Source organism: Streptomyces collinus, assembly GCF_031348265.1.
GTDB lineage: Bacteria > Actinomycetota > Actinomycetes > Streptomycetales > Streptomycetaceae > Streptomyces > Streptomyces collinus.
Map to the genome: position 1 here is coordinate 8,256,392 of NZ_CP133771.1, position 22,887 is coordinate 8,279,278.

The 22,887-nt window shown below is 72.8% G+C and carries 17 protein-coding genes and 1 pseudogene; 11 read left to right on the plus strand and 7 right to left on the minus strand.

All coding sequences use genetic code 11. The annotated features are described in order from the left end of the window. Positions 1–61: 61 nt before the first annotated feature. On the plus strand, positions 62–982 hold the full coding sequence (locus RFN52_RS37215) for a cation diffusion facilitator family transporter (RefSeq protein WP_184854182.1): 921 nt from the start codon (positions 62–64) through the stop codon (positions 980–982). 87 nt (positions 983–1,069) lie between these two features. Here the strand turns inward: RFN52_RS37215 and RFN52_RS37220 are convergent, their stop codons facing one another. After that, on the minus strand, positions 1,070–1,519 hold the full coding sequence (locus RFN52_RS37220; RefSeq protein WP_184853325.1) for a nitroreductase family deazaflavin-dependent oxidoreductase: 450 nt from the start codon (positions 1,517–1,519) through the stop codon (positions 1,070–1,072). A 108-nt stretch (positions 1,520–1,627) separates the two neighbouring features. After that, entirely contained in the window at positions 1,628–2,260 is a 633-nt protein-coding gene (locus RFN52_RS37225) for a LysE family transporter (RefSeq protein WP_184853326.1), read from the minus strand. Positions 2,261–2,785: 525 nt separating this feature from the next. Between RFN52_RS37225 and RFN52_RS37230 the strand changes: the two genes are divergently transcribed. After that, positions 2,786–3,982, plus strand: coding sequence for a cytochrome P450 (locus RFN52_RS37230; RefSeq protein ID WP_184853327.1), 1,197 nt, complete (start codon positions 2,786–2,788; stop codon positions 3,980–3,982). A gap of 19 nt (positions 3,983–4,001) precedes the next feature. After that, complete coding sequence (locus RFN52_RS37235) at positions 4,002–4,199, plus strand: ferredoxin (protein WP_373308438.1); 198 nt, start codon at positions 4,002–4,004, stop codon at positions 4,197–4,199. Positions 4,200–4,208: 9 nt separating this feature from the next. On the opposite strand, the gene RFN52_RS37240 is transcribed toward RFN52_RS37235, so the two are convergent. Further along, positions 4,209–4,760, minus strand: coding sequence for a TetR/AcrR family transcriptional regulator (locus RFN52_RS37240; protein WP_184853329.1), 552 nt, complete (start codon positions 4,758–4,760; stop codon positions 4,209–4,211). A gap of 91 nt (positions 4,761–4,851) precedes the next feature. On the opposite strand from RFN52_RS37240, the gene RFN52_RS37245 reads away from it, so the two are divergent. The 3 genes from RFN52_RS37245 to RFN52_RS37255 all read left to right on the plus strand — a co-directional run bounded on the left by RFN52_RS37245 (position 4,852) and on the right by RFN52_RS37255 (position 6,962). Further along, positions 4,852–5,310 (plus strand): nuclear transport factor 2 family protein, encoded by a 459-nt coding sequence (locus RFN52_RS37245; protein WP_184853330.1) that lies wholly within the window; start codon positions 4,852–4,854, stop codon positions 5,308–5,310. 27 nt (positions 5,311–5,337) lie between these two features. Then, positions 5,338–5,874: a flavoprotein gene (locus tag RFN52_RS37250; protein WP_184853331.1), complete on the plus strand. Its 537-nt coding sequence runs from the start codon at positions 5,338–5,340 to the stop codon at positions 5,872–5,874. A 119-nt stretch (positions 5,875–5,993) separates the two neighbouring features. Continuing rightward, entirely contained in the window at positions 5,994–6,962 is a 969-nt protein-coding gene (locus RFN52_RS37255) for an aldo/keto reductase (RefSeq protein ID WP_184853332.1), read from the plus strand. A 19-nt stretch (positions 6,963–6,981) separates the two neighbouring features. Here the strand turns inward: RFN52_RS37255 and RFN52_RS37260 are convergent, their stop codons facing one another. Next, a complete protein-coding gene (locus RFN52_RS37260; RefSeq protein WP_184853333.1) occupies positions 6,982–7,824 on the minus strand; it encodes a phytanoyl-CoA dioxygenase family protein in 843 nt (280 codons plus the stop codon). A gap of 72 nt (positions 7,825–7,896) precedes the next feature. Here RFN52_RS37260 and RFN52_RS37265 point away from each other — a divergent pair, with 72 nt between their 5' ends. Beyond that, positions 7,897–8,844, plus strand: coding sequence for a helix-turn-helix domain-containing protein (locus tag RFN52_RS37265; protein WP_184853334.1), 948 nt, complete (start codon positions 7,897–7,899; stop codon positions 8,842–8,844). Positions 8,845–9,219: 375 nt separating this feature from the next. Next, positions 9,220–11,502, plus strand: coding sequence for a ricin-type beta-trefoil lectin domain protein (locus RFN52_RS37270; RefSeq protein ID WP_311241149.1), 2,283 nt, complete (start codon positions 9,220–9,222; stop codon positions 11,500–11,502). Positions 11,503–11,514: 12 nt separating this feature from the next. Here the strand turns inward: RFN52_RS37270 and RFN52_RS37275 are convergent. Together RFN52_RS37275 and RFN52_RS37280 are read right to left on the minus strand one after the other, a co-directional pair. After that, positions 11,515–12,775: pseudogene (locus RFN52_RS37275) on the minus strand (arsenic transporter). A 136-nt stretch (positions 12,776–12,911) separates the two neighbouring features. Next, positions 12,912–15,299 (minus strand): SpoIIE family protein phosphatase, encoded by a 2,388-nt coding sequence (locus tag RFN52_RS37280; protein WP_184853336.1) that lies wholly within the window; start codon positions 15,297–15,299, stop codon positions 12,912–12,914. A gap of 255 nt (positions 15,300–15,554) precedes the next feature. Here RFN52_RS37280 and RFN52_RS37285 point away from each other — a divergent pair, with 255 nt between their 5' ends. The 3 genes from RFN52_RS37285 to RFN52_RS37295 all read left to right on the plus strand — a co-directional run bounded on the left by RFN52_RS37285 (position 15,555) and on the right by RFN52_RS37295 (position 21,902). After that, on the plus strand, positions 15,555–18,644 hold the full coding sequence (locus RFN52_RS37285) for a glycoside hydrolase family 2 TIM barrel-domain containing protein (protein ID WP_184853337.1): 3,090 nt from the start codon (positions 15,555–15,557) through the stop codon (positions 18,642–18,644). A gap of 146 nt (positions 18,645–18,790) precedes the next feature. Continuing rightward, entirely contained in the window at positions 18,791–21,034 is a 2,244-nt protein-coding gene (locus tag RFN52_RS37290) for a glycoside hydrolase family 9 protein (protein WP_184853338.1), read from the plus strand. Between the two features lie 76 nt (positions 21,035–21,110). Then, positions 21,111–21,902 (plus strand): alpha/beta fold hydrolase, encoded by a 792-nt coding sequence (locus RFN52_RS37295; protein ID WP_184853339.1) that lies wholly within the window; start codon positions 21,111–21,113, stop codon positions 21,900–21,902. Here RFN52_RS37295 and RFN52_RS37300 read toward each other — a convergent pair. Then, complete coding sequence (locus tag RFN52_RS37300) at positions 21,893–22,846, minus strand: sigma-70 family RNA polymerase sigma factor (RefSeq protein ID WP_184853340.1); 954 nt, start codon at positions 22,844–22,846, stop codon at positions 21,893–21,895. The genes RFN52_RS37295 and RFN52_RS37300 overlap by 10 nt on opposite strands. Between the last annotated feature and the right edge of the window lie 41 nt (positions 22,847–22,887).

The window sequence follows — 22,887 nt, forward strand, 5'->3', positions numbered from 1 at the left end:
CCGACCGGGGCAATCGGCGTGGGTGACTGATGAAGGAAGTGATCACAAGACACGCGTCACCGTGCTGGTGGCGCTCGCGGCCAATCTGGTGATCGCGGTGGCCAAGGCCATCGGCGGCCTGGCGGCGGGATCACCCGCGCTGCTGTCCGAGGCGGCCCACTCGGTGGCGGACAGCCTGAACGAGGTGTTCCTGCTCGCGGCGCTGCGCCGCAGCCGTCGCCCCGCCGACCGGCGGCATCCCTTCGGCTACGGCAAGGAGCGGTTCTTCTGGTCGCTCCTCGCGGCCGTCGGGATCTTCGTCATGGGCGGCTGCTTCTCCTTCTTCCAGGGCTTCGAAGCCCTGACGAGCGGTGCGGAGGAGGAACTCGGCGGCTATGTGGCCGGCCTGATCGTGCTCGGAATCGCCCTCCTCGCGGAGGGCGGTTCACTGTTGCGGGCGCTGTACCAGGTGCGCCGGCAGGGCGGCGCGGACGCCGGGCTGCGCGATCCGGCCCTGCGGACGGTCGTCGCCGAGGACGGCACCGCGGTGCTCGGCGTCAGCCTGGCCATCGTGGGCATGGCACTGCACATGGTCACCGGCCAGGTGCTGTGGGAGGCCTCGGCCTCGCTCGCGATCGGCGCGCTGCTGGTCTACGTGGCCTTCCGGCTCGGCCGCGAAGCCCGGGACCAGCTGATCGGAGAGGCGGCCGACCTGGAGACGAGCGGGCGGATCCGGGAGCTGCTGCGGGCCCAGCCCGAGATCGACAGTGTCGAAGCGCTGTTCACGATGAAGACCGGACTCGACACCGCACTGGTGGCGGCCCGCATCGATCTGGTGCCCGGTCTGGACAGTGAGCGCGTGGAGGAGGTCGCCGTACGCATCAAGCGGTCCATAGCCCGGACGGTGCCCGAGGCCGACCAGATCTTCCTCGACGTGACCGACCGCCCCGCCCGTGAGGCAGCGGAAAGCCCCGCCGCGACGGGGGAGCGCGGCGGGGCCTGAACCTCGCGTGCCCCGCCGCGGCCGGTTCACACCCACGGGGCGGAAAGTTTTTCGCCGGCTGCCCGCGGCGGGCAGCCGGCCCCGGCCTCAGCCGCCCTGGGCCGGCTCCAGGACGAACACCGGAATCTCGCGGTCCGTCTTCTTCTGGTAGTCGGCGTACGCCGGGTACGCCGCGACGGCCCGCTCCCACCACGCGGCCTTCTCCTCGCCCGTGACCTCACGGGCGGTCATGTCCTGCTTCACCGGCCCGTCCTGGAGCTCGACGTGCGGGTCGGCCAGGATGTTGAAGTACCAGACGGGGTGCTTGGGCGCCCCGCCGAGGGAGGCCACCGCGGCGTAACGCCCCTCGTGCTCGACCCGCATCACCGGCGTCTTGCGCAGCTTGCCGCTCCTGGCGCCCCGTGTGGTCAGGACGACGACCGGCATCTTCGAGCCCTGGAGCGTCGTGCCCTCCGTACCGCCGGAGCTCTCGTACAGCTCCACCTGCTTGCGCACCCACTGCGTCGGGCTGGGTTCGTACTCGCCTTCCAGAGGCATGGCATCCGTCCCATCGTCGCGTCCGTGGCTCATCGCCACCCGTCTTCAACATCCGTGCCCGCGGGAATCATCCGCACCCCCCCCGGATCCGGCCGGAAGCGCTGCATCTCATCCCGGGGCGAGCGCCATCCGCACGGCCAGGGCCGTCATCACCCCGCTCGCCGCCAGGGCCGTGGCCAGCCGCCCTCGCCGGCCGGTCAGCGCCCGGCCCAGCAGCGCTCCGCTCCCGGCCAGCAGCACCTGCCAGCTCGCGGACGCGGCGAAGGCGGCCAGCACGAACACGCCCTGCTCCAGCGGGCCGGCCGGGCCGGTGGCCTGGGAACCGAGCACGAGGGCCGCGAAGTAGATGACGGTGGTGGGGTTCAGCAGGGTGATGCCCAGCAGGCCCAGGAAGGCCCGGGCGGGACTCGGGGGAGCGGGGGCGGTGCGGGTGGCGAGCCGGTGGCCCCGGTACTCGCGCACGGCGGTGACGGCACCCCATGCCGCCAGCGCGAGCAGCACCAGCACGCAGACCCAGCGCAGCGGCCCGAGCGCCGGCCGCAGCGCGGACGCAAGGGCGGTCCCTCCGAGCGTGGCCGCGAGGGCGTAGAGCCCGTCGGCGGTGGCGACGCCGAGCGCGGCGCAGACACCGGTGCGCAGGGAGGTGCGGGCGGTGAGGGAGACGAGGTAGGTCCCGACGGCGCCCACGGGTACGGCGATGCCGTACCCGGCGAGCAGTCCCGCGACGAGCGCGGCGGTCATGACCGCGGCGGCGTCGGTCCTCCCCGGCGGCCGGACTGCTGCTGTCGCCGGCCCGCGGGAGCGGCGACGGACAGCGGCGGGAGAACGGTGAACGTAGGCATGGCTGGATCCTGGGGCCTGCCCCGCCGGACGGACAACCGATTTTCGAACCGGCCTCGCCGCCGCACGCGTGGCGCGGGTGGGGGTGCCGTTGTCCGGCGGGGGTGGCGCACGCGTGGTGCGGGATGGGAAGCCGTCGGGGCGGCTCACCTTCGGCCCGGGTGAAGACGCTGCCCCCCGGCAGGGGCCGCGCACCTGCGACTCAGGCGGATCGCCGACCCCCGGCAGGGGCCGCGCACCCCCCACCCGGGCAAGGACGCCGTCGCCGCGACAGGGGATTCCCCTCCCCGCCGCTCGAACAGGAATACGGCATTCCCCGGCCATCTTCGCGCCCGAGGTGACATGGCCGAACTTCGCGTCGCCTCATAGATGCCTCGGGCATCTAATGAAGATCGGCACGACGCACTACTCGTCTGCGAGGTCTTCATGACGGACACGACCGCACCCGTCGCCTTCCCCCAGAGCAGGACCTGCCCCTACCACCCGCCCGCCGCCTACGACGCGCTGCGCACCGAACGCCCCCTGACCCGCATCACCCTCTTCAACGGCCGCGAGGCCTGGCTGGTCAGCGGGCACGCCACCGCCCGCGCACTGCTGGCCGACCCGCGCCTGTCGTCCAACCGCGACCGGCCCGGCTTCCCCGCCCCCACCCAGCGCTTCGCCGGGATCCGCAACCGCAGAACGGCCCTGCTGGGCGTCGACGACCCCGAGCACCGCGCCCAGCGGCGGATGGTCGTCGGGGACTTCACCCTCAAGCGGGCCGTCGAACTCCGGCCACGCATCCAGCAGATCGTGGACGAGCGGCTAGACGCGATGATCACCCAAGGCCCCGTCGTGGACCTGGTCAGCGCCTTCGCGCTGCCCGTGCCGTCCATGGTGATCTGCGCCCTGCTCGGCGTCCCGTACGCCGACCACGACTTCTTCGAGGCCCAGTCGCGGCGGCTGCTGCGCGGCCCGGAGACCGCCGACGTGCTCGACGCCCGCGAGCGGCTGGAGACGTACTTCGGCGAGCTGATCGACCGCAAACAGCGCGACCCCGGCACCGGCCTGCTGGACGACCTGGTCCACCGGCAGCTGCGCGAGGGCGACCTCGACCGCGAGGGCCTGATCGCCATGGCCCTCATCCTGCTGGTCGCGGGCCATGAGACGACCGGCAACATGATCTCGCTCGGCACCTTCACCCTGCTCCGGCACCCCGAGCGGCTCGCCGAGCTGCGCGCGGACCCGGGACTGCTGCCGGCCGCGGTGGAGGAGCTGATGCGGATGCTGTCCATCGCGGACGGCATGCTGCGTCTCGCCGTCGAGGACATCGAGGTGGCCGGGACGACGATCCGGCAGGGCGAGGGCGTGGTCTTCGCGACGTCCGTCATCAACCGCGACGAGACGGTCTACCCCGACCCGGACACGCTCGACTGGAACCGTCCGGCCCGTCACCACGTGGCGTTCGGCTTCGGCATCCACCAGTGCCTCGGCCAGAACCTCGCCCGCGCCGAGCTGGAGATCGCCCTGCACAGCCTCTTCGACCGGCTGCCCACCCTGCGCCTGGCCGCCCCGGCCGAGGAGATCCCCTTCAAGCCCGGCGACACGATCCAGGGGATGCTGGAACTCCCCGTGACCTGGTAAGAGGCCTTCGCACATGCACATCGACATCGACATCGACAAGGGCGTCTGCATCGGCGCGGGCCAGTGCGCCCTGACCGCCCCGGACGTGTTCACCCAGGACGACGACGGCTACAGCGCCCTGCTGCCCGGCGGGGAGGGCAGCGGCAGCCCGCTGCTGCGGGAGGCGGCCCGCGCCTGCCCGGTCGGCGCCATCACCGTGTCCGAGACGGTGGGCTGACCCCGGAGCTCACCCGGTGTCCAGGAGCCGCCGGGCCGCCTCGCGCGCCTCGGCCGCGGGCTCGGCGCTCCCGGTCACACCCGCCGTGACCATGGCCCCCTCGGCCAGCAGGAACAACTGCCCGGCCAGCGCCCCGGGCAGCCCCGCCGCCGCCACGAGCGAAGCCAGGTACTCCCGGAACGCCCTCTTGTGCGCCCGCACTTGGGCGGCCACACGCGCCGAGGTGGCCCCCAGCTCGCCATACGCGTTGAGCCACGCGCAGCCCCGGAAATCCGGTTCGCCGAACCACGCCCCGAGCCAGTCGAACACGGCCAGGATCCGTTCCTGCGGCTCCTCGCGGCGCTCGACGTACGCGGCAAGCTGCCCGCGCCAGCGTGCATCGCGCCGCTCCAGATACGCCTCCACCAGCAGTTCCTTCGCCGGGAACAGCTGGTAGAGCCGCTTGAGTGAGACTCCGGAGGTGCCGCGGACGTCGTCCATGCCGACGGCCTGCACCCCCCGTCCGTAGAACAGCTCCTCGGCGGCGTCCAGCGCCCGCTCCCGGGCCACTGCGCTGTCCATCCACGACCCTCCTTGACGCGAGAACGAGCGTTCTCCTACGGTAGCAGCCAGGTGGAGAACGCTCGTTCTCCCTTGCTGTCAGGGAGGATTCATGACCGACCGCCCGCCGCTGCCGCCCTTCACCCGCGAGAGTGCCGCGCAGAAGGTCCAGGCCGCCGAGGACGCCTGGAACACCCGCGACCCGCACAAGGTCTCCCTCGCCTACTCGCCGGACTCCGTCTGGCGCAACCGCGGCACCTTCGTGACCGGCCGTGCCGAGATCGCCGAGTTCCTGACCCGCAAGTGGGAGCGCGAGCGGGAGTACGCGCTGCGCAAGGACCTGTGGGCCTTCGACGGCAACCGCATCGCCGTCCGCTTCCAGTACGAGTGCCGCGACACCGACGGGCAGTGGTGGCGCTCCTACGGCAACGAACTGTGGGAGTTCGACGAGCACGGCCTGATGACCCGCCGCGAGGCGAGCATCAACGACGTGCGGATCGAGGAGAAGGAGCGCCGGATCCACGGCCCCCGGCCGGAGTCGGAGCGCGGAGACACGTTCCCCGTCCGGTGAGTCCGGGCGGTCGCTAGGGTTTCCCGGATGACCGAACAGGCCGCCCGCAAGCCCTTCCTCTACGTCGTCGTCTGCGCGGCAGGCATCGCCGCGGACGTCAGCAAGCTGATCACCGCCGCTCAGGAACAGGACTGGGAGGTCGGCGTCATCGCCACGCCCGTCGCGATGAACGGCTTCTTCGACACCGCCGCCGTCGAGGCGCAGACGGGCCGCCCGATCCGGTCGGCCTGGCGGACTCCCGGTGAGCCGCGCCCCTTTCCGGCACCCGATGCCGTGGTGGTGGCCCCCGCCACCTTCAACACCGTCAACAAGTGGGCGGCCGGGATCGCCGACACCCTCGCCCTGGGCACCCTCTGCGAGGTCGCGGGGTTCGGGGTGCCGATCGCCGTCCTGCCGTGCGTGGCCGACGCGCTGGCCGCCCACCCCGCCTACCGGGACAGCGTCGATCGTCTGCGGGGGATGGGCGTGCGGTTCGGCGAGCCGTACGCGGGGGAGCCCGGGGAGGGCGGCGGCCGGCCGGAGTTCGCCTGGGAGCGGGCCCTGGACCTGGTCGGACGCGGCTGACCGTCGGATGCCGCCGGTGGCGATGACGCCCCGTCAAATGCCGTGCCCGGCCTGGTCCTGGAGTGCACACGAACACGTACGCTCCCCGTGGAAACCCTCCGAAGGCAGGAGCAGTAACGATGCAGTACGTGAAGCTCGGTTCGACGGGCCTGGACGTCTCGCGGATCTGTCTGGGGTGCATGACCTACGGTCTGCCCGACCGTGGCCGGCACGCGTGGACCCTCGACGAGGAGGCCTCGCGCCCGCTGATCCGGCAGGCGGTCGAAGCGGGCGTCACCTTCTTCGACACGGCGAACATGTACTCCGACGGCACCAGCGAGGAGATCGTCGGCCGGGCGCTGCGCGACTTCGCGCGCCGGGAGGAGATCGTGCTCGCGACGAAGGTGTACTACCCGATGCGGCCCGGGCCGAACAGCGGCGGTCTGTCCCGCAAGGCGATCATGACCGAGCTCGACCGGAGTCTCACCCGCCTCGGCACCGACTACGTCGACCTCTACCAGATCCACCGCTTCGATCCGCACACCCCGGTCGAGGAGACGATGGAGGCCCTGCACGACGTCGTCAAGGCGGGCAAGGTCCGCTACATCGGGGCGAGTTCGATGTACGCCTGGCAGTTCTCCAAGATGCAGTACACCGCCCGGCTGAACGGCTGGACACCCTTCGTCTCCATGCAGAACCACTACAACCTGATCTACCGCGAGGAGGAGCGCGAGATGCTGCCCCTGTGCGCGGACCAGGGCGTGGGCGTCCTGCCCTGGAGCCCGCTCGCCCGCGGCCGGCTCACCCGGGACTGGGACACGACCACCGAGCGCAGCGCCACCGACACCTTCGGCAGCAGCCTGTACCAGGAGGGCGACCGCACCATCGTCGAGGCGGTCACCCGCATCGCCGGGGAGCGGGGCGTCCCCCGCGCGCAGGTCGCCCTCGCCTGGCTCCTCCACCAGCCCACGGTGACCGCCCCGATCGTCGGCGCCTCCCGGGCCGGGCACCTGGAGGACGCGGTGGCGGCCGTGGAGATCGAGCTGAGCGACAAGGAACTGGAGGAGCTGGAGCGCCCCTACGGCCCCCATCCGGTTGCCGGGCACTGAACGTGCGGCTCGCGGCTGCTCAGTGGGGACCCTGCGGCTCGAACTCCGTGCCGCAGGGTCCCGCCCCCTCGCTCTCCGCCAGCTCCACCCTCGCCCCGCTCATCGCCAGCGTCCGGTAGAAGCGCCCGATCCGCTCCGCCGACCGCCCCACGTAGTGCCCGATGAACGACCGCCGGAACCGCTCTGCCGACCGGTTCGGCTGTGAGCCGTGCACCAGGCTCCCGTTGAAGAACAGGACGTCCCCCGGCGCCATGTCCACCGGCACCGGCGCCAGCCCCGGCGGCGGCGGAACGTACTCCCGGGCGAAGGACACGTCCGAGTCGGCCGTCTCCGGGCAGAACACGTCCATGCGGTGCGTGCCCGGCACGACCTCCAGCCCGCCGTTCTCCCGGTCGATCACATCGCAGGCCACCCACGCGGCCACGCACGTGCCCGGCTCCACTCGCAGGTAGAAGTTGTCCTGGTGCAGCGCCTGCCCCCGGGCCCCCGGCGGCTTGAAGTAGAACATGCTCTGCGCGGCCAGCACCTCCTCCCCGAGGAGGGCCTCCAGGACCGTCCGCAGCCGGGCGTCCAGCAGGACCTCGCGCGCCAGGCCGTTGATCTCGTGCGGGTGCATCACCCGCGGCCAGACGTGCAGCGGGTCGGTGCCCGGCCCTTCCTCGGCGCGCGGCTCGAAGTGCCCGGGCACCGGACCGGCCGCCCGCAGCGCCGCGAACTCGCCGCACAGCCGCTCGATCTCGTCGGTCCCGAAGAGCCCGCGCACCACCGTGAAGCCGTCCTCCTCGAAGCCCTCCCGGTATCGCCGGAGCCCGGCGGGGTCCAGGATGGGAGCGCCGGCGGCGCTGTTGCCCGTGACTGTCATGGACGCACTCCTCGGTCGGTGTCATCAGGTGTCATCGGTACGGAACGCTAGGCCCCGGGGCCGCCCAGGAGGATGCCCGTGCGTGCTGACGGATTGCCCACCGCTGCTGGGAACCTGAACCCCGGCGACCCCGGCGACCCCGGCGACCCCGCCCCGCCGCCCGGACTGGTGGTGCTCGGTCACTTCGACCAGAGCCCCGGCTACGGCGTCAGCCGGCCGTACGGCTCGGCGAGCTGGCTCTTCACCTGGACCACCGCAGGCCGGGGACGGCTGTGGCAGGGCGGCGCGCGGACCTCGGCCGGCGCGGGCGAACTGGTCGTGCTCGCCCCCGGCGTCCCGCACGGCTACGCCGTCGAGCCCGGCGCCCGGCACTGGCGGTTCTGGTGGGCGCACTGCCAGGCCCGCCCGTCCTGGACCGCGTGGCTGCGGCCGTACGACGCCGGGGACGGGATGTACGTCGTCACCTCCGCCCCGGCCGGTGTGCACGGCCGCGTCGAGACGGCGTTCCGGCGCATGCACGCCGACGCCCGCTGGACCGGCACCGAGGCACCGCCCGGCGCGGCACCTCCGGACGGGCAGGTCGCCGTGGCGCACGGCAGCGCGGCCCGCGAACTGGCCCTGTGCGCACTGGAGGAGATCGTCCTCCTCACCACCGCCGGTGCCCGGCCGACGGAGCCCCGGCCCGGCCTCGACGCACGGATCCGCCGCGCCCAGGAGCTGATCGACGCCGACCCGGGCGCCCCGCACACCGTCACGTCGCTCGCCGGGGTCGTCGCGCTGTCGCCGTCCCGCTTCGCCCATCTGTTCACCCGGCAGGTCGGGCAGTCGCCCATGCGGGCCCTGCGCGAGGCGCGGCTGCGGCACGCCGCCCGGTTGCTGGAGGGCACCGACCTGCCGGTGGAACGCGTCGCCGCGGCCTCGGGGTTCGCCAGCGCGTTCCACTTCAACCGCACCTTTCGCGAACGCTATGGAGCACCCCCCGGTGCCTACCGCACGCGGCACGGCGAGCCGCCCGCCTGAGCACCGCTATTGGTTCCCCGACCGGCCGCGAAAGGCAGGGGCCCGGAAGGCGGCCGGCGGTGTGAGCTGCTGTGCAGGAGGTGGCTCAATGGTTTCCGCGCCACCTCGGGAGGCGGGCAAAATGCGCGTCGCTAAAGGGGGCAGACACCACGGAAATGCCTTTCACTCCGCTGATTGACATCTTGTCAAAAGGCCCTGGCGGCGCACGCAATGGACGAAACCGCTGGATCTCTTGTTCCCTGTCGCTGACCTGTGCAAAGGTGTGCCCTGTCGGCGTGCCCACATCACGCCTTTCTTTCGTATGCGCGAGGCCGACGAGCCGGCATACCCCTTGGTATGGACTTTACCCCGCATGTCCTTGAGAGGAATGCAGCCTTGAAAGACGCAGGCCCGTCGAATTCCCCGGCCCCGGCCCGCAGCTTCGGCGCGACGGACGAGCAACTGAGCGCGGAGCTCAGGAAGTGGACCGGGGCGACGCCCGCGCTCCACCCCGTCGGCGAACTGCTGGACCGGCACTGGGAGGCGGCCTTCGGCTACGCCCGGCTGTGCACCGACGGCCCGCGCTCCGCGGGGATCCTCACCACCGCCGCCTTCACCCGGCTCTTCGGTGAAACCCTCCGCCAGAACGGCCCGACCTCCGCATGGCGGTCCCACCTGCTCGTCACCGTGCGGCGCATCGCTGCCGAGTGGGCCGGTGACCACAGAGTCGACATGCTCCACCCGGAGTTGCTCACCGGCACCGGCGAGGGGGAGCGCCCCGCCTCCCGGCTGCTGCCCTCGCAGCGGCGGCGCCTGCTGTCCGGGGCCTTCCAGCGGCTGCCCCAGTCCGCCCGCTGCCTGCTGTGGCACGTCGACGTCGAGGCCGAACCCCTCACGTCCCCGGCCGGGTTGCTCGGCCTGGACGAGGAGGGCGCACGCGTCGAACTGGGCCGGGCCCGGGACCGGCTGCGCGAGGAATGCCTTCAGCTGCACCGCGAACTCGCCCCCGACGAGGAGTGCCGGCGCTATCTGCGTCTGCTCGACGTGACGTACCGGCGCGGGGGTCTCGCCCTCGACCCGGATCTACGCGCGCATATCGAGGGCTGCGGGCACTGCGACGCAGCCGCCGACCAGCTCGACCAGTTCAACCACGGCCTCGGCGCCGCCCTCTCGGAGGCGGTGCTGGGCTGGGGCGGGCGGGCGTACGCACAGAGCCGGGCGGACGAGGCGGGGGAGAGCGCCGGGGGCGGGCGTCCCGCGGAGCGCGGGAGGCCCGGGGGTCCGGCCGGTGCGGCCACCGCCGCGACCCCGGCCGCCGCGGCACGTGAGCTGTTCCCGGACCCGGTGGCCCTGGCACGCGAGGTCTTCCCGGACCCGGCCGGCATGGCGTACGAGATCATTCCGGAGCCGGTCCGGCCGCCGCGTGAGTCCTTCCCCGAGCCGGCCCGTGAGCGGCGTCAGGTCTCTCCGGATCCGGTCCGGGCCGAGCGTGCGCCCTTCCCCGGGCCGGCTGAAGACGGGCACGGGGCCTTCCCGGACCCGGTCGCCCTCGCCGGCACCGTCGGGGAGTCGTTCACCGATCCGGGCGGCCCGGCGGCCGTGCCGCCGCCTCCCGCGGCGGCGGGGGCGGGCACACCCCTCGACAGGGCCCACGCTCCGGTCACGACCGGTGCGGGTCTCTCCCTGCCGCCGCAGGCCGCCGCCTCCCCGGGGCCCCGGCGCGAAGGGCCCCGGACCGCAGCCCGAAGATCCGCCCACAGGACGGCCCGCCGTGCCGCCCGGCGGCGCAACCTCACCGTGGGCATCCTGACGGTCAGCGGCCTCGTCGTCCTGCCGCTGGTCCTGTGGTCCACCGGCAACGGCGGTGACAATGCCCCGGCCGGTGCCGACCGGCCCTCCGGCGAAGCACCCGACTCCGAGGCGGGCGGGCCGACCACCGACCCTTCCTGGGCCGGGGCGGACGAGGCCGCGAAGGGCGCCCTGCGCGGGCGGCTGCACAATGTCGCCTCGGGCCTGTGCGTGGGAATCGACGGCAAGAAGGCCGTCGAGGACGGCGAGGCCGAACTCACCACCTGCTCCGCGGACGCCGCCCAGCAGTGGACGTACGAGACCGACGGACTGCTGCGCAACGGTGCCGCCCCCGACCTGTGCCTGGACTCGCAGCTGGGCTACTCGGTGCGGCTGGCCCCCTGCGCGGGCGCCTCCCGGCCGGACCCGAAGAACATCCGCTACGACTTCACCCTCCAGGGCGCCCTCGTGCCCCGCTGGGACCAGGACCTCGCCCTGACCCCGGCCGCGACCAACGGCTCGGGGGCCCTGGTCCTCAAGGCCCGCACGGACGACGAGGTCCAGCGCTGGGTGATCGACACCTCCAAGGCCGACCTCCAGATGGAGGCCGTCAACTGGAACGCGGCCGTTCCGGCCCAGCGCACCACGCCCACGCCGACCCCGTCGAAGACGCCCGAGCCCTCACCGACGCCGTCCGCGACCTCCCCGGCACCGAAGCCCGCGCCGAGCAGCCCGGCCGCCACCGAATCGCCCTGCCACCGCTACGGCTACTACTGCGACGAGGACGGCCGGTACGGCAACCCGGGAGACGGCTACCCCGGCTACGGCTACGGCCCCGGCGGCTACGGCGGCTATGGGGGCTATGGCTACGGGGGAGACGGCCGCCGCTGACCGGGCGTGCGCTCACGCCCCGACCACGGTCAGGGACAGCCACAGGGCCACCACGGCCGGCACCAGCGCGGCCGGTACGGCGAGCAGTCCGAGCCGGGTGAACTCCCCGAGCCCGACCCGGTGCCCGTGCTGCTGCACGATCCGCCGCCACAGCAGGGTCGCCAGTGATCCGGCGTAGGTCAGGTTGGGGCCGATGTTCACGCCGAGCAGTACCGCCAGCACGGCGCCGGGACCGGCCCCGGCGGTCAGGGGCAGCAGCACCAGCACCGCGGGCAGGTTGTTGATGAGGTTCGCCAGGACGGCGGCCAGCGCGGCCACGCCCAGCAGCGTGAGCAGGCCCGACCCGTCGGGCAGCACACGCCGCAGTGCGTCGGCGAGCCCGTGGTCGACGACCGCGCGCACCACGACGCCGAGCGCGAGCACGAACGCGAGGAAGGCCGGGGAGGCGGACCGCACCACCGTCAGCGGCGTCGCCCGCCGCCGCAGCAGCGCCCGCCCGGCCAGCACCAGGGCACCGGCCGTCGCGGCCCAGGCCGGCTCGATCCCCACCGCGGAGGCCACCACGAACCCGGCGAGCGTGCAGCCGACCGTGACGAGGGCGAACAGCGGGAGCGGCTCGGGACGCCGCTCGGGGTCGGGGGGAGGGGAGGGGCGCTGCCAGTTCCTCGTCGAAGAAGCGCCGGAACACCAGGTACTCGGCGGCGATCGCGACCAGCCAGGGCAGTGCCATCAGGGCCGCGAAGCGGGTGAAGCTCAGCCCGCTCGCGGTGAAGGCCAGCAGATTGGTCAGGTTGGACACCGGCAGCAGCAGTGAGGCGGTGTTCGACAGATGGGCGCAGGCGTACAGGTGCGGCCGGGCCCGGACGCCCATCCTGGTGGCGGTGGCGAGCACCACCGGGGTCAGCAGGACGACGGTCGCGTCCAGACTGAGCACGGCCGTGATGACGGACGCCAGTGCGAACACCGCGGTGAGCAGCCGGGTGGGGCGCCCGGCGGCCCAGCGGGCCATCCACGCCCCGCAGGCCGTGAACAGTCCCTCGACGTCACAGAAGTGGGCGAGTACCAGCACGGCCGCGAGGAAGCCGACCACCGGCCCCAGCCGCTGGACCTCCTCCCAGGCGTGCTCCGGCGAGATCACGCCGAGGGCGAGGGCGAGTCCTGCGGCCGGCACCGCCAGCACGGCCTCGGGCAGGCCCTTCGGGCGGGCGACGGCCCAGACCAGCACGGCGGCCAGCAGCGTCACGGACAGGACTTCGGCGAGCAGGGTGTTCAGAGCGAGGTCCTCCGGGACGCGATCGTTCGTGCCCGCTCATGAAACCAGCTGTGGGTAAGAGCCCCTCGGCGGCCCCCACCGTCCCGGCCAGGGGCCGGTCGGGGGGCGCCCGTCACCGGCCCCTGGCCGGGCGCGTTCAGATCTCGTCGTCGAGCAGGGCCAGCTCCGACCAGATCGTCTTGCCCTCGGCGGTGTGCCTGCTTCCCCACCGCTGGGTGAGCTGGGCGACCAGGAGCAGACCGCGGCCGCCCTCGTCCCAGGTCTTGGCCCGGCGCAGGTGCGGGGCCGTGTGGTTGGTGTCGGACACCTCGCAGATCAGGGTGGCCGCGTCATGGATCAGCCGCAGCCGGATGGGCGGGGCGCCGTAGCGGATGGCGTTGGTGACCAGTTCGCTCACGACCAGCTCGGCGGTGAACGTCGCCTCGGTCAGCCCCCAGCGTTCGAGCTGGTCGACGACCTGCTTGCGGATGGGGGCCACCAGCGCCGGGTCGGCGGGGATGTCCCAGGTGGCGACCTGGGCGGACGGCAGGCCGCGGGTGCGGGCCAGCAGCAGGGCCACGTCGTCGCTGGAGCCGCCCGGCGGGAGCAGGCTGTGCAGGACGCGGTCGCAGGTCTCGTCCAGGGAGTCGGAGGGCGCCGACAGGGCCTCGCGGAGCATCCGGCCGCTCGCGTCGAGGTCCCGCTCGCGGCTCGCCAGCAGCCCGTCCGTGTGGAACGCCAGGACGCTGCCCTCCCGCAGTTCCACCTCGGCGGACTCGAACGGCAGCCCTCCGACGCCCAGCGGGGGACCCGAGGGCAGGTCGAGCTGCCGGGCCGGGCCGTCCGGCGGCACGAGCAGGGGCAGCGGATGCCCCGCACGGGCCAGGCTGCAGCGCCGCGACACCGGGTCGTACACCGCGTAGAGGCAGGTCGCGCCCACCTCTCCGGTGCCGTTGTCCCCGCCGGCCTCCTGGGACAGCCGGACGACCAGGTCGTCGAGGTGGGTGAGCAGCTCGTCGGGGGCCAGGTCGATGTCGGCGAGCGTGCGCACGGCGGTGCGCAGCCGGCCCATGGTGGCCGAGGCCTGGATGCCGTGACCGACGACGTCCCCGACGACCATGGCGACCCGCATCCCGGACAGCGGGATCACGTCGAACCAGTCGCCGCCGACGCCGGAGCGGATGGCCGGCAGATAGCGGGAGGCCGCCTCCACCGCGGCGGTGTGCGGCAGGGTGCGGGGCAGCAGGCTGCGCTGCAGGGCGAGGGTGGTCTCGCGCTCGCGGGAGTAGCGGCGCGCGTTGTCGATGCAGACGGCGGCCCGGGCCGTGACCTCCTCGGCCAGCAGCACGTCGTCGTCGGTGAACGCCTCGGGGCGCCGGAAACGGGTGAAGACCGCCACGCCGAGCGTCGTGCCCCGGGCCTGGAGCGGGACGGACATCGTGGAGTGGATGCCGTACTCGTGGACCCGCTGGAAGCGCACCGGGTCCCAGGCGAGCCACTGCTCCAGGTCGCCGGAGGAGCCCGTGGCCACGACGGTGCGCCCCGCGACCAGCGAGGCGGTCTGCGGGGAGTTCTCCGGGTAGACGTCGACCTGACCGGGCTTGACGACGGCTTCGGGGCTGCCCCGGTTGACCGACTGGTGGGCGGCCCGGCGCAGCTGCACCGGCGGGGCCGGCGTACCGGGAGCCTCGCCGCCGGCCTCCTGCGCCTCCAGCAGGTCGACGCTGACGAAGTCGGCGAGCGCGGGGACGCTCACGTCCGCGAGCTCCTGAGCCGTCCGGGTGACGTCGAGGGTGGTGCCGATGCGCACGCTCGCCTCGTTGACCAGCTGGAGCCGTTCCCGTGACCGGTACTGGTCGGAGAAGTCATGGGCCGTCACGCACACGCCGCGCACCCGGCCGGTCCCGTCGGTGAGCGGCGCCATCCGGGCCAGCCAGGCGTGTGCGGCCCTGCTCTCGCCGGTGGCCTTCATGTACGTCTGCATGTCCTGCCGCCGGCCGGTGCCCAGCACTTCGCGCAGATTCTCTTCGAGCTCGGCGTTCTGCGGCCGGCTGCCGACGTCGGTGGGCTTCAGGCCCAGCATCCGCCCGGCGGGCAGTCCCAGGAGGTCCGCCATGGCCTCGTTGACGCCCCGCAGCCGCAGTCCCTCGTCGAAGATCATCGTGGCGCAGGGCGACTGCGTCAGGGCCAGGCGCACCAGCGGGTCGTCCGCCGGTCCGGAGCCGGTGGCCTCCGGCGGGGACACCGCGAGCCACTCGGTCGTCTTCGGCCCGTCGGGCGGCCTGCGATGGGCCAGCACCCAGACGGACACGGGGTGGCCGTCGCGGTGGCGCAGGGTGAGGGTGCCGCTCCAGCGGGAGTCGTCCGGCACGGACGGGAGGTCCGTGCCCTCGGCCAGCAGCGCTGCGGCCGGGCGGCCGACGACCTCGGCGGCGGTGTGGCCCAGCAGCCGGCGGGCGCCCTCGCTCCACTCGGTGAGCGTGCCGTCGACGGCGATGACGGCACGGGCGGCCAAGCCATCGTCGAACACCTCGTCCGGGCTCATCGTCGCGACTCCATGCGGACACTCACAGTGAACAGGGAAGCCAGTTGAGTTCCAGCGTAGTCCGTAGGCACCCGACGTGGACCGGTAACCCCCGTGCCGGCCGCGCGGCCGGAGGCAAGGTGCACATCCGGTCGAAGTGAGCCCTGGGGCAGAAGGAAGCTCCCGCACCCTTGACGGTCATGTGTGACAGGTCGACAGAATCTGTTTGTTCGCGATGAGTTGTGAGTACTTCTGAGTCCTCATGAGGGAGCCGCCATGTCGGTCACGCGCAGATCGGTCCTGCTCGCCTCCGCGGCCACACCCGCGGCCGGAGCGCTGCTCGGCGCCCCGGAGGCGTGGGCCGCCGTCGAGGCGCGCGGTACGTCCGGTCGCCGGACCGTCGCACTGCGCGACGGCTGGCGTTTCGCGCTGGTGAACCCGGGCGGCATCAGCGACCCGACCGGCTCCTATGCCGACGCCCACCTTCCCGGCCACGACGACTCCGGATGGCGCGAGATCGCCGTCCCGCACGACTGGAGCATCGAGCAGACCCCCACCACCGAGCACGGCACCACCAGCGGCACCGGCTTCCTGCCCGGCGGCCTCGGCTGGTACCGCCTGGCCTTCACCCTGCCGCCCGCCCTCGCCGGCAAGCGGATCTCGGTGGAGTTCGACGGCGTCTACATGGACTCCACCGTCTACTGCAACGGCAAGGAGGCCGGCCGCCACCCCTACGGCTACACCGGCTTCGCCCTCGACCTCACCGACCTGGTGCACACCGACGGCACCACCGGGAACGTGATCGCCGTCAAGGTGCAGAACCGGCTGCCCAGCAGCCGCTGGTACTCGGGCAGCGGCATCTACCGCGAGGCCCGCCTGGTGATCACCGAGCCGGTGCACGTGGCCCGCTGGGGCACCCGCGTCACCACGTCCGAGGTCTCCGCCGAGCGGGCCCTCGTACGGGTCGCCACCTCCGTCGTCAACGCCTCGGGCACCGCCGCCGACGTCGAGGTCGTCTCCCGGATCGTCGACCGCAAGGGCCGGACGGTCGCCCGTACCTCCTCCGCCGCGGCCGTCCCCGCCGAGCGGACCGCGACCCAGGAACTCACCGTGCGGCGCCCCGAGTTGTGGGACTTCGAAACCCCGCACCGCTACACCCTGCACACCGAGCTGCGTGTCGGCGGCCGGACCGCAGACACCTACCGCACGGTCTTCGGCTTCCGCACCTTCCGCTTCGACCCGGACGAGGGCTTCTTCCTCAACGGCACCCACCACAAGATCAAGGGCGTCGACCTCCACCACGACCTGGGCGCACTCGGCGCGGCCGTCAGCATCGACGCCGTCCGCCGGCAGCTGGAGATCATGCGGTCCATGGGCGTCAACGCCCTGCGCACCTCCCACAACCCGCCCGCGCCCGAGGTGATCCAGGTCTGCGAGGAGCTGGGCGTCGTCATGCTGGTGGAGGCGTTCGACTGCTGGCGCACCGGCAAGAACCGGTACGACTACGGCCGCTTCTTCGACGAGTGGTGCGAGAAGGACGCCACCGAGATGGTGCTGGCGGCCCGCAACTCGCCCGCCGTGCTGAGCTGGTCCATCGGCAACGAGGTCCCCGACTCCACCTCCACCGCAGGCCTCGCCATGGCCGACCGGATCATCGACGCGATCAGGGCCGCCGACGACACCCGGCCGCTGGTCATCGGCTCCGACAAGTACCGCCGCCTGCCCGCCAAGGGCTCCGCGGCCGATCTCATGCTGGCCAAGCTGGACGGCCTCGGCCTCAACTACAACACCGCCAAGTCGGTGGACCAGTTGCACGCGGCCTACCCGCACCTGTTCCTCTTCGAGTCCGAGTCCTCCTCGGAGACCTCCACCCGCGGCGCCTACCAGGAGCCCGAGCACCTCAACACCGGCGAGAACCACACACCGGGCCGGCGCGCGACCTCCTCCTACGACAACAACCTCGCCTCCTGGACGATGAGCGGCGAGTACGGCCACAAGAAGGACCGGGACCGCAAGTGGTTCGCCGGGCAGTTCCTGTGGTCGGGCATCGACTACATCGGCGAGCCCACGCCGTACGACGTCTTCCCGGTCAAGGCGTCGTTCTTCGGCGCGGTCGACACGGCCGGCTTCCCGAAGGACATGTACCACCTCTTCCGGAGCCAGTGGACCGGTGAGCCGATGGTCCACCTGCTGCCGATGACCTGGAACCACGACAAGGGCGACACGGTCGAGGTCTGGGCGTACGCGAACGTCGGCACCGTCGAGCTGTACCTCAACGGCAGGTCCCTGGGCGTACGGCGCTTCGACACCAAGAAGACCGTGGACGGCCGCAGCTACCTGGAGACGACCGAGGCGACCGGCGACGACAAGACCTTCACCGACGGCCCCTACCCCGGCAGCTACACCAGCCCGAACGGCAGTGCCGGCAAGCTCCACCTGACCTGGAAGGTGCCCTTCGAGCCCGGAGAGCTGAAGGCCGTCGCCCGGCGGGGCGGCAAGGTGGTCGCCACCGACGTGCTGCGCACCGCCGGAGCCCCGCACGCGATACGCCTGACCGCTGACCGCACGTCCCTCGCCGCGGACGGCCGTTCCCTGGTCTTCGTGACCGCCGAGGTCGTCGACCGGCGCGGTGTGGTGGTGCCCGGCGCGGAGCACCTGCTCTCCTTCGAGGTGTCGGGCGGCTCCCTCGCCGGGCTCGACAACGGCCGTCAGGAGAGCGCCGAGCGCTACCAGGCGAGCACCCGGACCGCCTTCCACGGCAAGGCCCTCGCCATCGTCCGGTCCGGCACGAAGGCCGGCGCGGTGAAGGTGACCGCCCGCAGCGAGGGTCTGCGCACCGGCACGGCGACCGTACGCGCGACCCCGGCCGCAGGCCGGGCCGAAACGACCCCGCGCGCCTTCGGGCCGGAGCATCCGGCTGCCCCCGCCTACCCGCACGCGGATGCCGGTTACTCCGGCCGCCCGGACACCCTGCCCGCCGCCATGCTCGACGGCGATCCGGCCACCGGCTGGTCCAACGGCTTCTTCAAGCAGGCCACGCCCTTGCTGCCGGCCTTCGACGGCGCGCGGGCCGAGGACTGGGTCTCGGTCGACCACGGGCGCACCCGCGGCTTCGACCGGGTGGACGTCTCCTTCACGGTGGACGCAACGCACAGCCTGCCCGCGACGATCGAGGTCGCCGTGTGGGACGGCCGGGCGTGGCAGGCCGCGCGGGACACCGAGATCGGCTGGGCCGCCGCCTCCGACGCCCCCACCGCGATCACCTTCAGGCCCCTCCGCGGCTCCCGGATCCGGCTCACCCTGACGAGCCGCCACCCCGACGAGGCGCGCGGCGCGATACGCATCAGCCGGCTGGACACCCTCTAGGCCGCCCCGGTCCGGACGGGCGGTGAACAGCCAGTCCCGTCCGGACCGTTGACGGAGTGTCACATCAGCCACAACCATGGCTTGCGTCCGCATCTGGGAGCGCTCCCATGCCGAGCGCCGCCCGCACCTCCCTGAGGAGCCCAGACGTGAAACGACGCAGAACCGCCCTGCTGTCCCTGACGGCCCTGCTCGCGACCGCTCTCACCGCGCTGCCCTCCACGCCGGCCGGGGCCGAAGAGGTCGAGCAGGTCAGGAACGGGACCTTCGACACCACCACCGACCCCTGGTGGACGACCAGCAACGTCACCGCCGGCCTGTCCGACGGCCGGCTCTGCGCCGACGTCCCCGGCGGCACCGCCAACCGCTGGGACGCCGCCGTCGGGCAGAACGACATCACCCTCGTGAAGGGGGAGTCGTACCGCTTCTCGTTCAGCGCGACCGGGACACCCGCCGGGCACGTGGTGCGGGCGATCGTGGGCCTGTCGGTGTCGCCCTACGACACCTACCACGAGGTGACACCGCAGCTCAGCGTCTCCGGCGACACCTACTCGTACACCTTCACCTCGCCCGTCGACACCGCGCAGGGACAGGTCGGCTTCCAGCTCGGCGGCAGTGCGGACGCCTGGCGCTTCTGCATGGACGACGTCTCGCTGCTGGGCGGGGTGGCGCCCGAACCGTACGAGCCCGACACCGGGCCCCGGGTCCGCGTGAACCAGGTCGGCTACCTTCCGGCCGGCCCGAAGAACGCCACCCTGGTCACCGACGCCACGGCGAAGCTGCCCTGGCAGCTCAAGAACTCCGCCGGGACGGTGGTCGCCCGGGGAACGACCCTGCCGCGCGGGGTCGACGCCTCCTCCGGGCAGAACGTCCACTCGATCGACTTCGGCACGTTCCGCTCCAAGGGCGCGGGCTTCAGACTCGTCGCCGACGGCGAGACCAGCCGCCCCTTCGACATCGGAGCGAACGTCTACGAACGGCTCCGGCTGGACTCCGCGAAGTACTACTACACACAGCGCAGCGGCCTCGCGATCCGCGACGACCTGCGGCCCGGCTACGGCCGCCCGGCCGGTCACGTGGGCGTGGCACCCAACAAGGGCGACACCTCCGTGCCCTGCCAGCCCGGCGTGTGCGACTACACCCTCGACGTCAGCGGCGGCTGGTACGACGCGGGCGACCACGGCAAGTACGTCGTCAACGGCGGCATCTCCACCTGGGAACTGCTGAGCACCTACGAACGCGCCCGGCACGCCCGCACCGGGCAGGCCGACAAGCTCGGGGACGGCGCCCTGGCCATCCCGGAGAGCGGCAACAAGGTCCCGGACATCCTCGACGAGGCCCGCTGGGAGCTGGAGTTCCTGCTGAAGATGCAGGTGCCCGACGGCAAGCCGCTGGCCGGCATGGCCCACCACAAGATGCACGACGAGCAGTGGACCGGGCTTCCCCTGCTGCCCAGCGACGACCCGCAGAAGCGCGAACTGCACCCGCCGTCCACCGCCGCCACCCTCAACCTGGCCGCCACGGCGGCGCAGGCGGCCCGGATGTACCGGCCCTACGACAAGGCGTTCGCCGACCGCGCTCTGACGGCCGCCCGCAAGGCCTGGTCGGCGGCGCTCGCCCACCCCGGCCGCCTCGCCTCCGAGAGCGACGGCATCGGCGGCGGCGCCTACCCCGACAGCGACGTCACCGACGACTTCTACTGGGCGGCGTCCGAGCTGTACCTCTCGACCGGGGAGAAGCCGTTCGAGGAGTACGTCCTGAAGTCCCCGGTCCACACGGCCGACCTCTTCAAGCCCCTCGGCTTCGACTGGGCCCGGACCGGGGCCGCGGGCCGGCTCGACCTCGCCACGGTGCCGAACAGGCTGCCCGGCCGGGACGCGGTACGCCGGTCCGTCGTCCAGGGCGCCGACCGCTACCTGGCCACCCTCAAGGCCCACCCCTACGGCATGCCGTACGCGCCGGACGGCAACACCTACGACTGGGGCTCCAGTCACCAGGTGCTCAACAACGCGGTCGTCCTCGCCACCGCGTACGACATCACCGGCGCCTCGAAGTACCGGGACGGCGCGCTGCAGAGCATGGACTACATCCTGGGCCGCAACGCTCTGAACATCTCCTACGTCACCGGCTACGGCGAGGTCAGCGCACAGAACCAGCACAGCCGCTGGTACGCCCGCCAGCTCGACCCGAACCAGCCCGCCCCGCCGAAGGGCACCCTCGCGGGCGGGCCGAACTCGAGCATCCAGGACCCCTACGCACAGAGCAAACTCCAGGGCTGCGTCGGCCAGTTCTGCTACATCGACGACATCCAGTCCTGGTCGACCAACGAGCACACGATCAACTGGAACGCCGCCCTGACCCGCATGGCCTCCTTCGTGGCGGACCAGGCATAGGGACCGGACGGCGGTGCCGCGTGCCGGGGGAGTCCGCCGACAGGACGCCCCCGGCACGCGCGCGTAGCCTGGTGTCATGCCAGCGGTGCGGGTCGACGGCATCGAGGTCGCGTACGACCGGGTGGGCCGGGGCCCGCCCCTCGTGCTCGCGCACGGCGCCACGACGGATGCCCGGCTGTTCGGTGGCCAGGCCGAGGACCTGGCCGACGAGTTCACCGTCGTCGCCTGGGACGAACCGGGCGCCGGCCGCTCCTCCGACGTACCGCTCTCCTTCACCCTGGCCGACTACGCCCGCTGCCTGGCGGCCGTCATCGAGGACGTGCACCTCGGCCCGGCCCACGTCCTCGGCCTGTCCTGGGGCGGGACCGTCGTGCTGGAGCTCTACCGGCACCACGCCGAGCTCGTGCGGACACTGCTCCTCGTCGACACCTACGCCGGCTGGAAGGGCTCACTGCCGGCGGCGGACGTGCGGGCACGGGTCGAGGGCGCGGAACGGATGCTCGCGGTCCCGGCCGAGGCGTTCGCCCCGACCGTGCCGGGTCTCTTCGCCGGGCAGCCGCCCGCCGAAGCCGTACGCCTGCTGTCGGTGATGTCGGCCGACGCCCGGCCCCGGAGCATGCGGACCCAGCTCACCGTCATGGCCGAGGCCGACCAGCGCGATCTGCTGCCGAAGATCGAGGTGCCGACGCTGCTGCTGTGGGGCGAGCTCGACGCGCGCTCACCCGTCGAGACCGTCGCCCGTCAGTTCCTCGAAGCGGTCCCTCGGGCCACGCTGATCGTCCTCCCCGGCGTCGGGCACCTCAGCAACATCGAGGCGCCGGAGCCGTTCAACCGGACCGTCCGGGAGTTCTGCCGCGCTCACTCCTGACCTGCGCCCCACCGGTCGTCCTGCGCCGCGGGCAGGTGGGCGAGCTTGTCCGGGTTGGCCACCACATAGATGCCGCGCACCCGGTCGCCCTCCGGGGTGAGGTCCAGGACCAGGACGGCGAACGGCGCGTCACCGTCGAACAGCACCGCCGCGTCGTCGCCGTTCACGCGCCGGTAGCGCCAGACGGGGTGGTCCGGACCGCCCCGGCCGGCCGTGAGCAGACGGGTCACCTTGTCCCGGCCGTGCACCGGGCGCAGGCTCGCCCGCCGGCGCTTGCCGCCGGCGTCCGTCCACGCCGTGACGTCGGGTGCGAGGACCTCCATCAGCTCGGCGATGTCCCCGCCGAGCGCCGCGCGCACGAACCGCTCGGTCGCCTCCCGCCGCACCCGCGGATGCGCCTCGTACCGGGGCCGCCGCGCCTGCACGTGCTCCCGGGCCCGGTGCGCCAACTGCCGTACGGCGGCGGGGGAGCGGTCGATGATCTGCGCGATCTCGGCATGCGGGTAGCCGAAGACCTCACCCAGCACGAACACGGCCCGCTCCAGCGGTGTCAGCGACTCCAGAACCACCAGCATCGCCAGCGACACCGACTCCGAACGCAGGGCCGGGTCCTCCGCGGTTCCGGTGTCGTCGGCGACCAGCGGCTCGGGCAGCCACGGGCCGATGTACGTCTCCCGCCGGCGGCTGATCACGGCCCGGCGGCGCAGCGCGTGGTTGACGGCCACCCGGACGAGGTAGGCGCGCGGCTTGTCGACACCGGCGAGGGGAGCGCCGCCGCCGCGGGCCGTCCAGGAGAGCCATGTCTCCTGAAGGACGTCCTCGGTGTCGGCGACACTGCCGAGCATGTTGTAGACGACGCCGAACAGCAGCTCGCGATGGTCGACGAACACCCCGGTCGCCGTGTCGAGCGGGGTGCCGGTGCCGGGTACGGAGCTCTCGGTCATGCGGGGGCCTCCTCTGGCGCGCTCACCCCTGCGAGCCGGGC

Bases quoted from the DNA above. Each gene is read 5' to 3' on its own strand.
- RFN52_RS37245 (WP_184853330.1), top strand. From the start codon at position 4,852: ATGACCGACCGCCCGCCGCTGCCGCCCTTCACCCGCGAGAGTGCCGCG.
- RFN52_RS37260 (WP_184853333.1), bottom strand. From the start codon at position 7,824: ATGACAGTCACGGGCAACAGCGCCGCCGGCGCTCCCATCCTGGACCCC.
- RFN52_RS37225 (WP_184853326.1), bottom strand. From the start codon at position 2,260: ATGACCGCCGCGCTCGTCGCGGGACTGCTCGCCGGGTACGGCATCGCC.
- RFN52_RS37255 (WP_184853332.1), top strand. From the start codon at position 5,994: ATGCAGTACGTGAAGCTCGGTTCGACGGGCCTGGACGTCTCGCGGATC.
- RFN52_RS37220 (WP_184853325.1), bottom strand. From the start codon at position 1,519: ATGCCTCTGGAAGGCGAGTACGAACCCAGCCCGACGCAGTGGGTGCGC.
- RFN52_RS37240 (WP_184853329.1), bottom strand. From the start codon at position 4,760: ATGGACAGCGCAGTGGCCCGGGAGCGGGCGCTGGACGCCGCCGAGGAG.
- RFN52_RS37250 (WP_184853331.1), top strand. From the start codon at position 5,338: ATGACCGAACAGGCCGCCCGCAAGCCCTTCCTCTACGTCGTCGTCTGC.
- RFN52_RS37295 (WP_184853339.1), top strand. From the start codon at position 21,111: ATGCCAGCGGTGCGGGTCGACGGCATCGAGGTCGCGTACGACCGGGTG.
- RFN52_RS37230 (WP_184853327.1), top strand. From the start codon at position 2,786: ATGACGGACACGACCGCACCCGTCGCCTTCCCCCAGAGCAGGACCTGC.
- RFN52_RS37300 (WP_184853340.1), bottom strand. From the start codon at position 22,846: ATGACCGAGAGCTCCGTACCCGGCACCGGCACCCCGCTCGACACGGCG.
- RFN52_RS37285 (WP_184853337.1), top strand. From the start codon at position 15,555: ATGTCGGTCACGCGCAGATCGGTCCTGCTCGCCTCCGCGGCCACACCC.
- RFN52_RS37265 (WP_184853334.1), top strand. From the start codon at position 7,897: ATGCCCGTGCGTGCTGACGGATTGCCCACCGCTGCTGGGAACCTGAAC.
- RFN52_RS37280 (WP_184853336.1), bottom strand. From the start codon at position 15,299: ATGAGCCCGGACGAGGTGTTCGACGATGGCTTGGCCGCCCGTGCCGTC.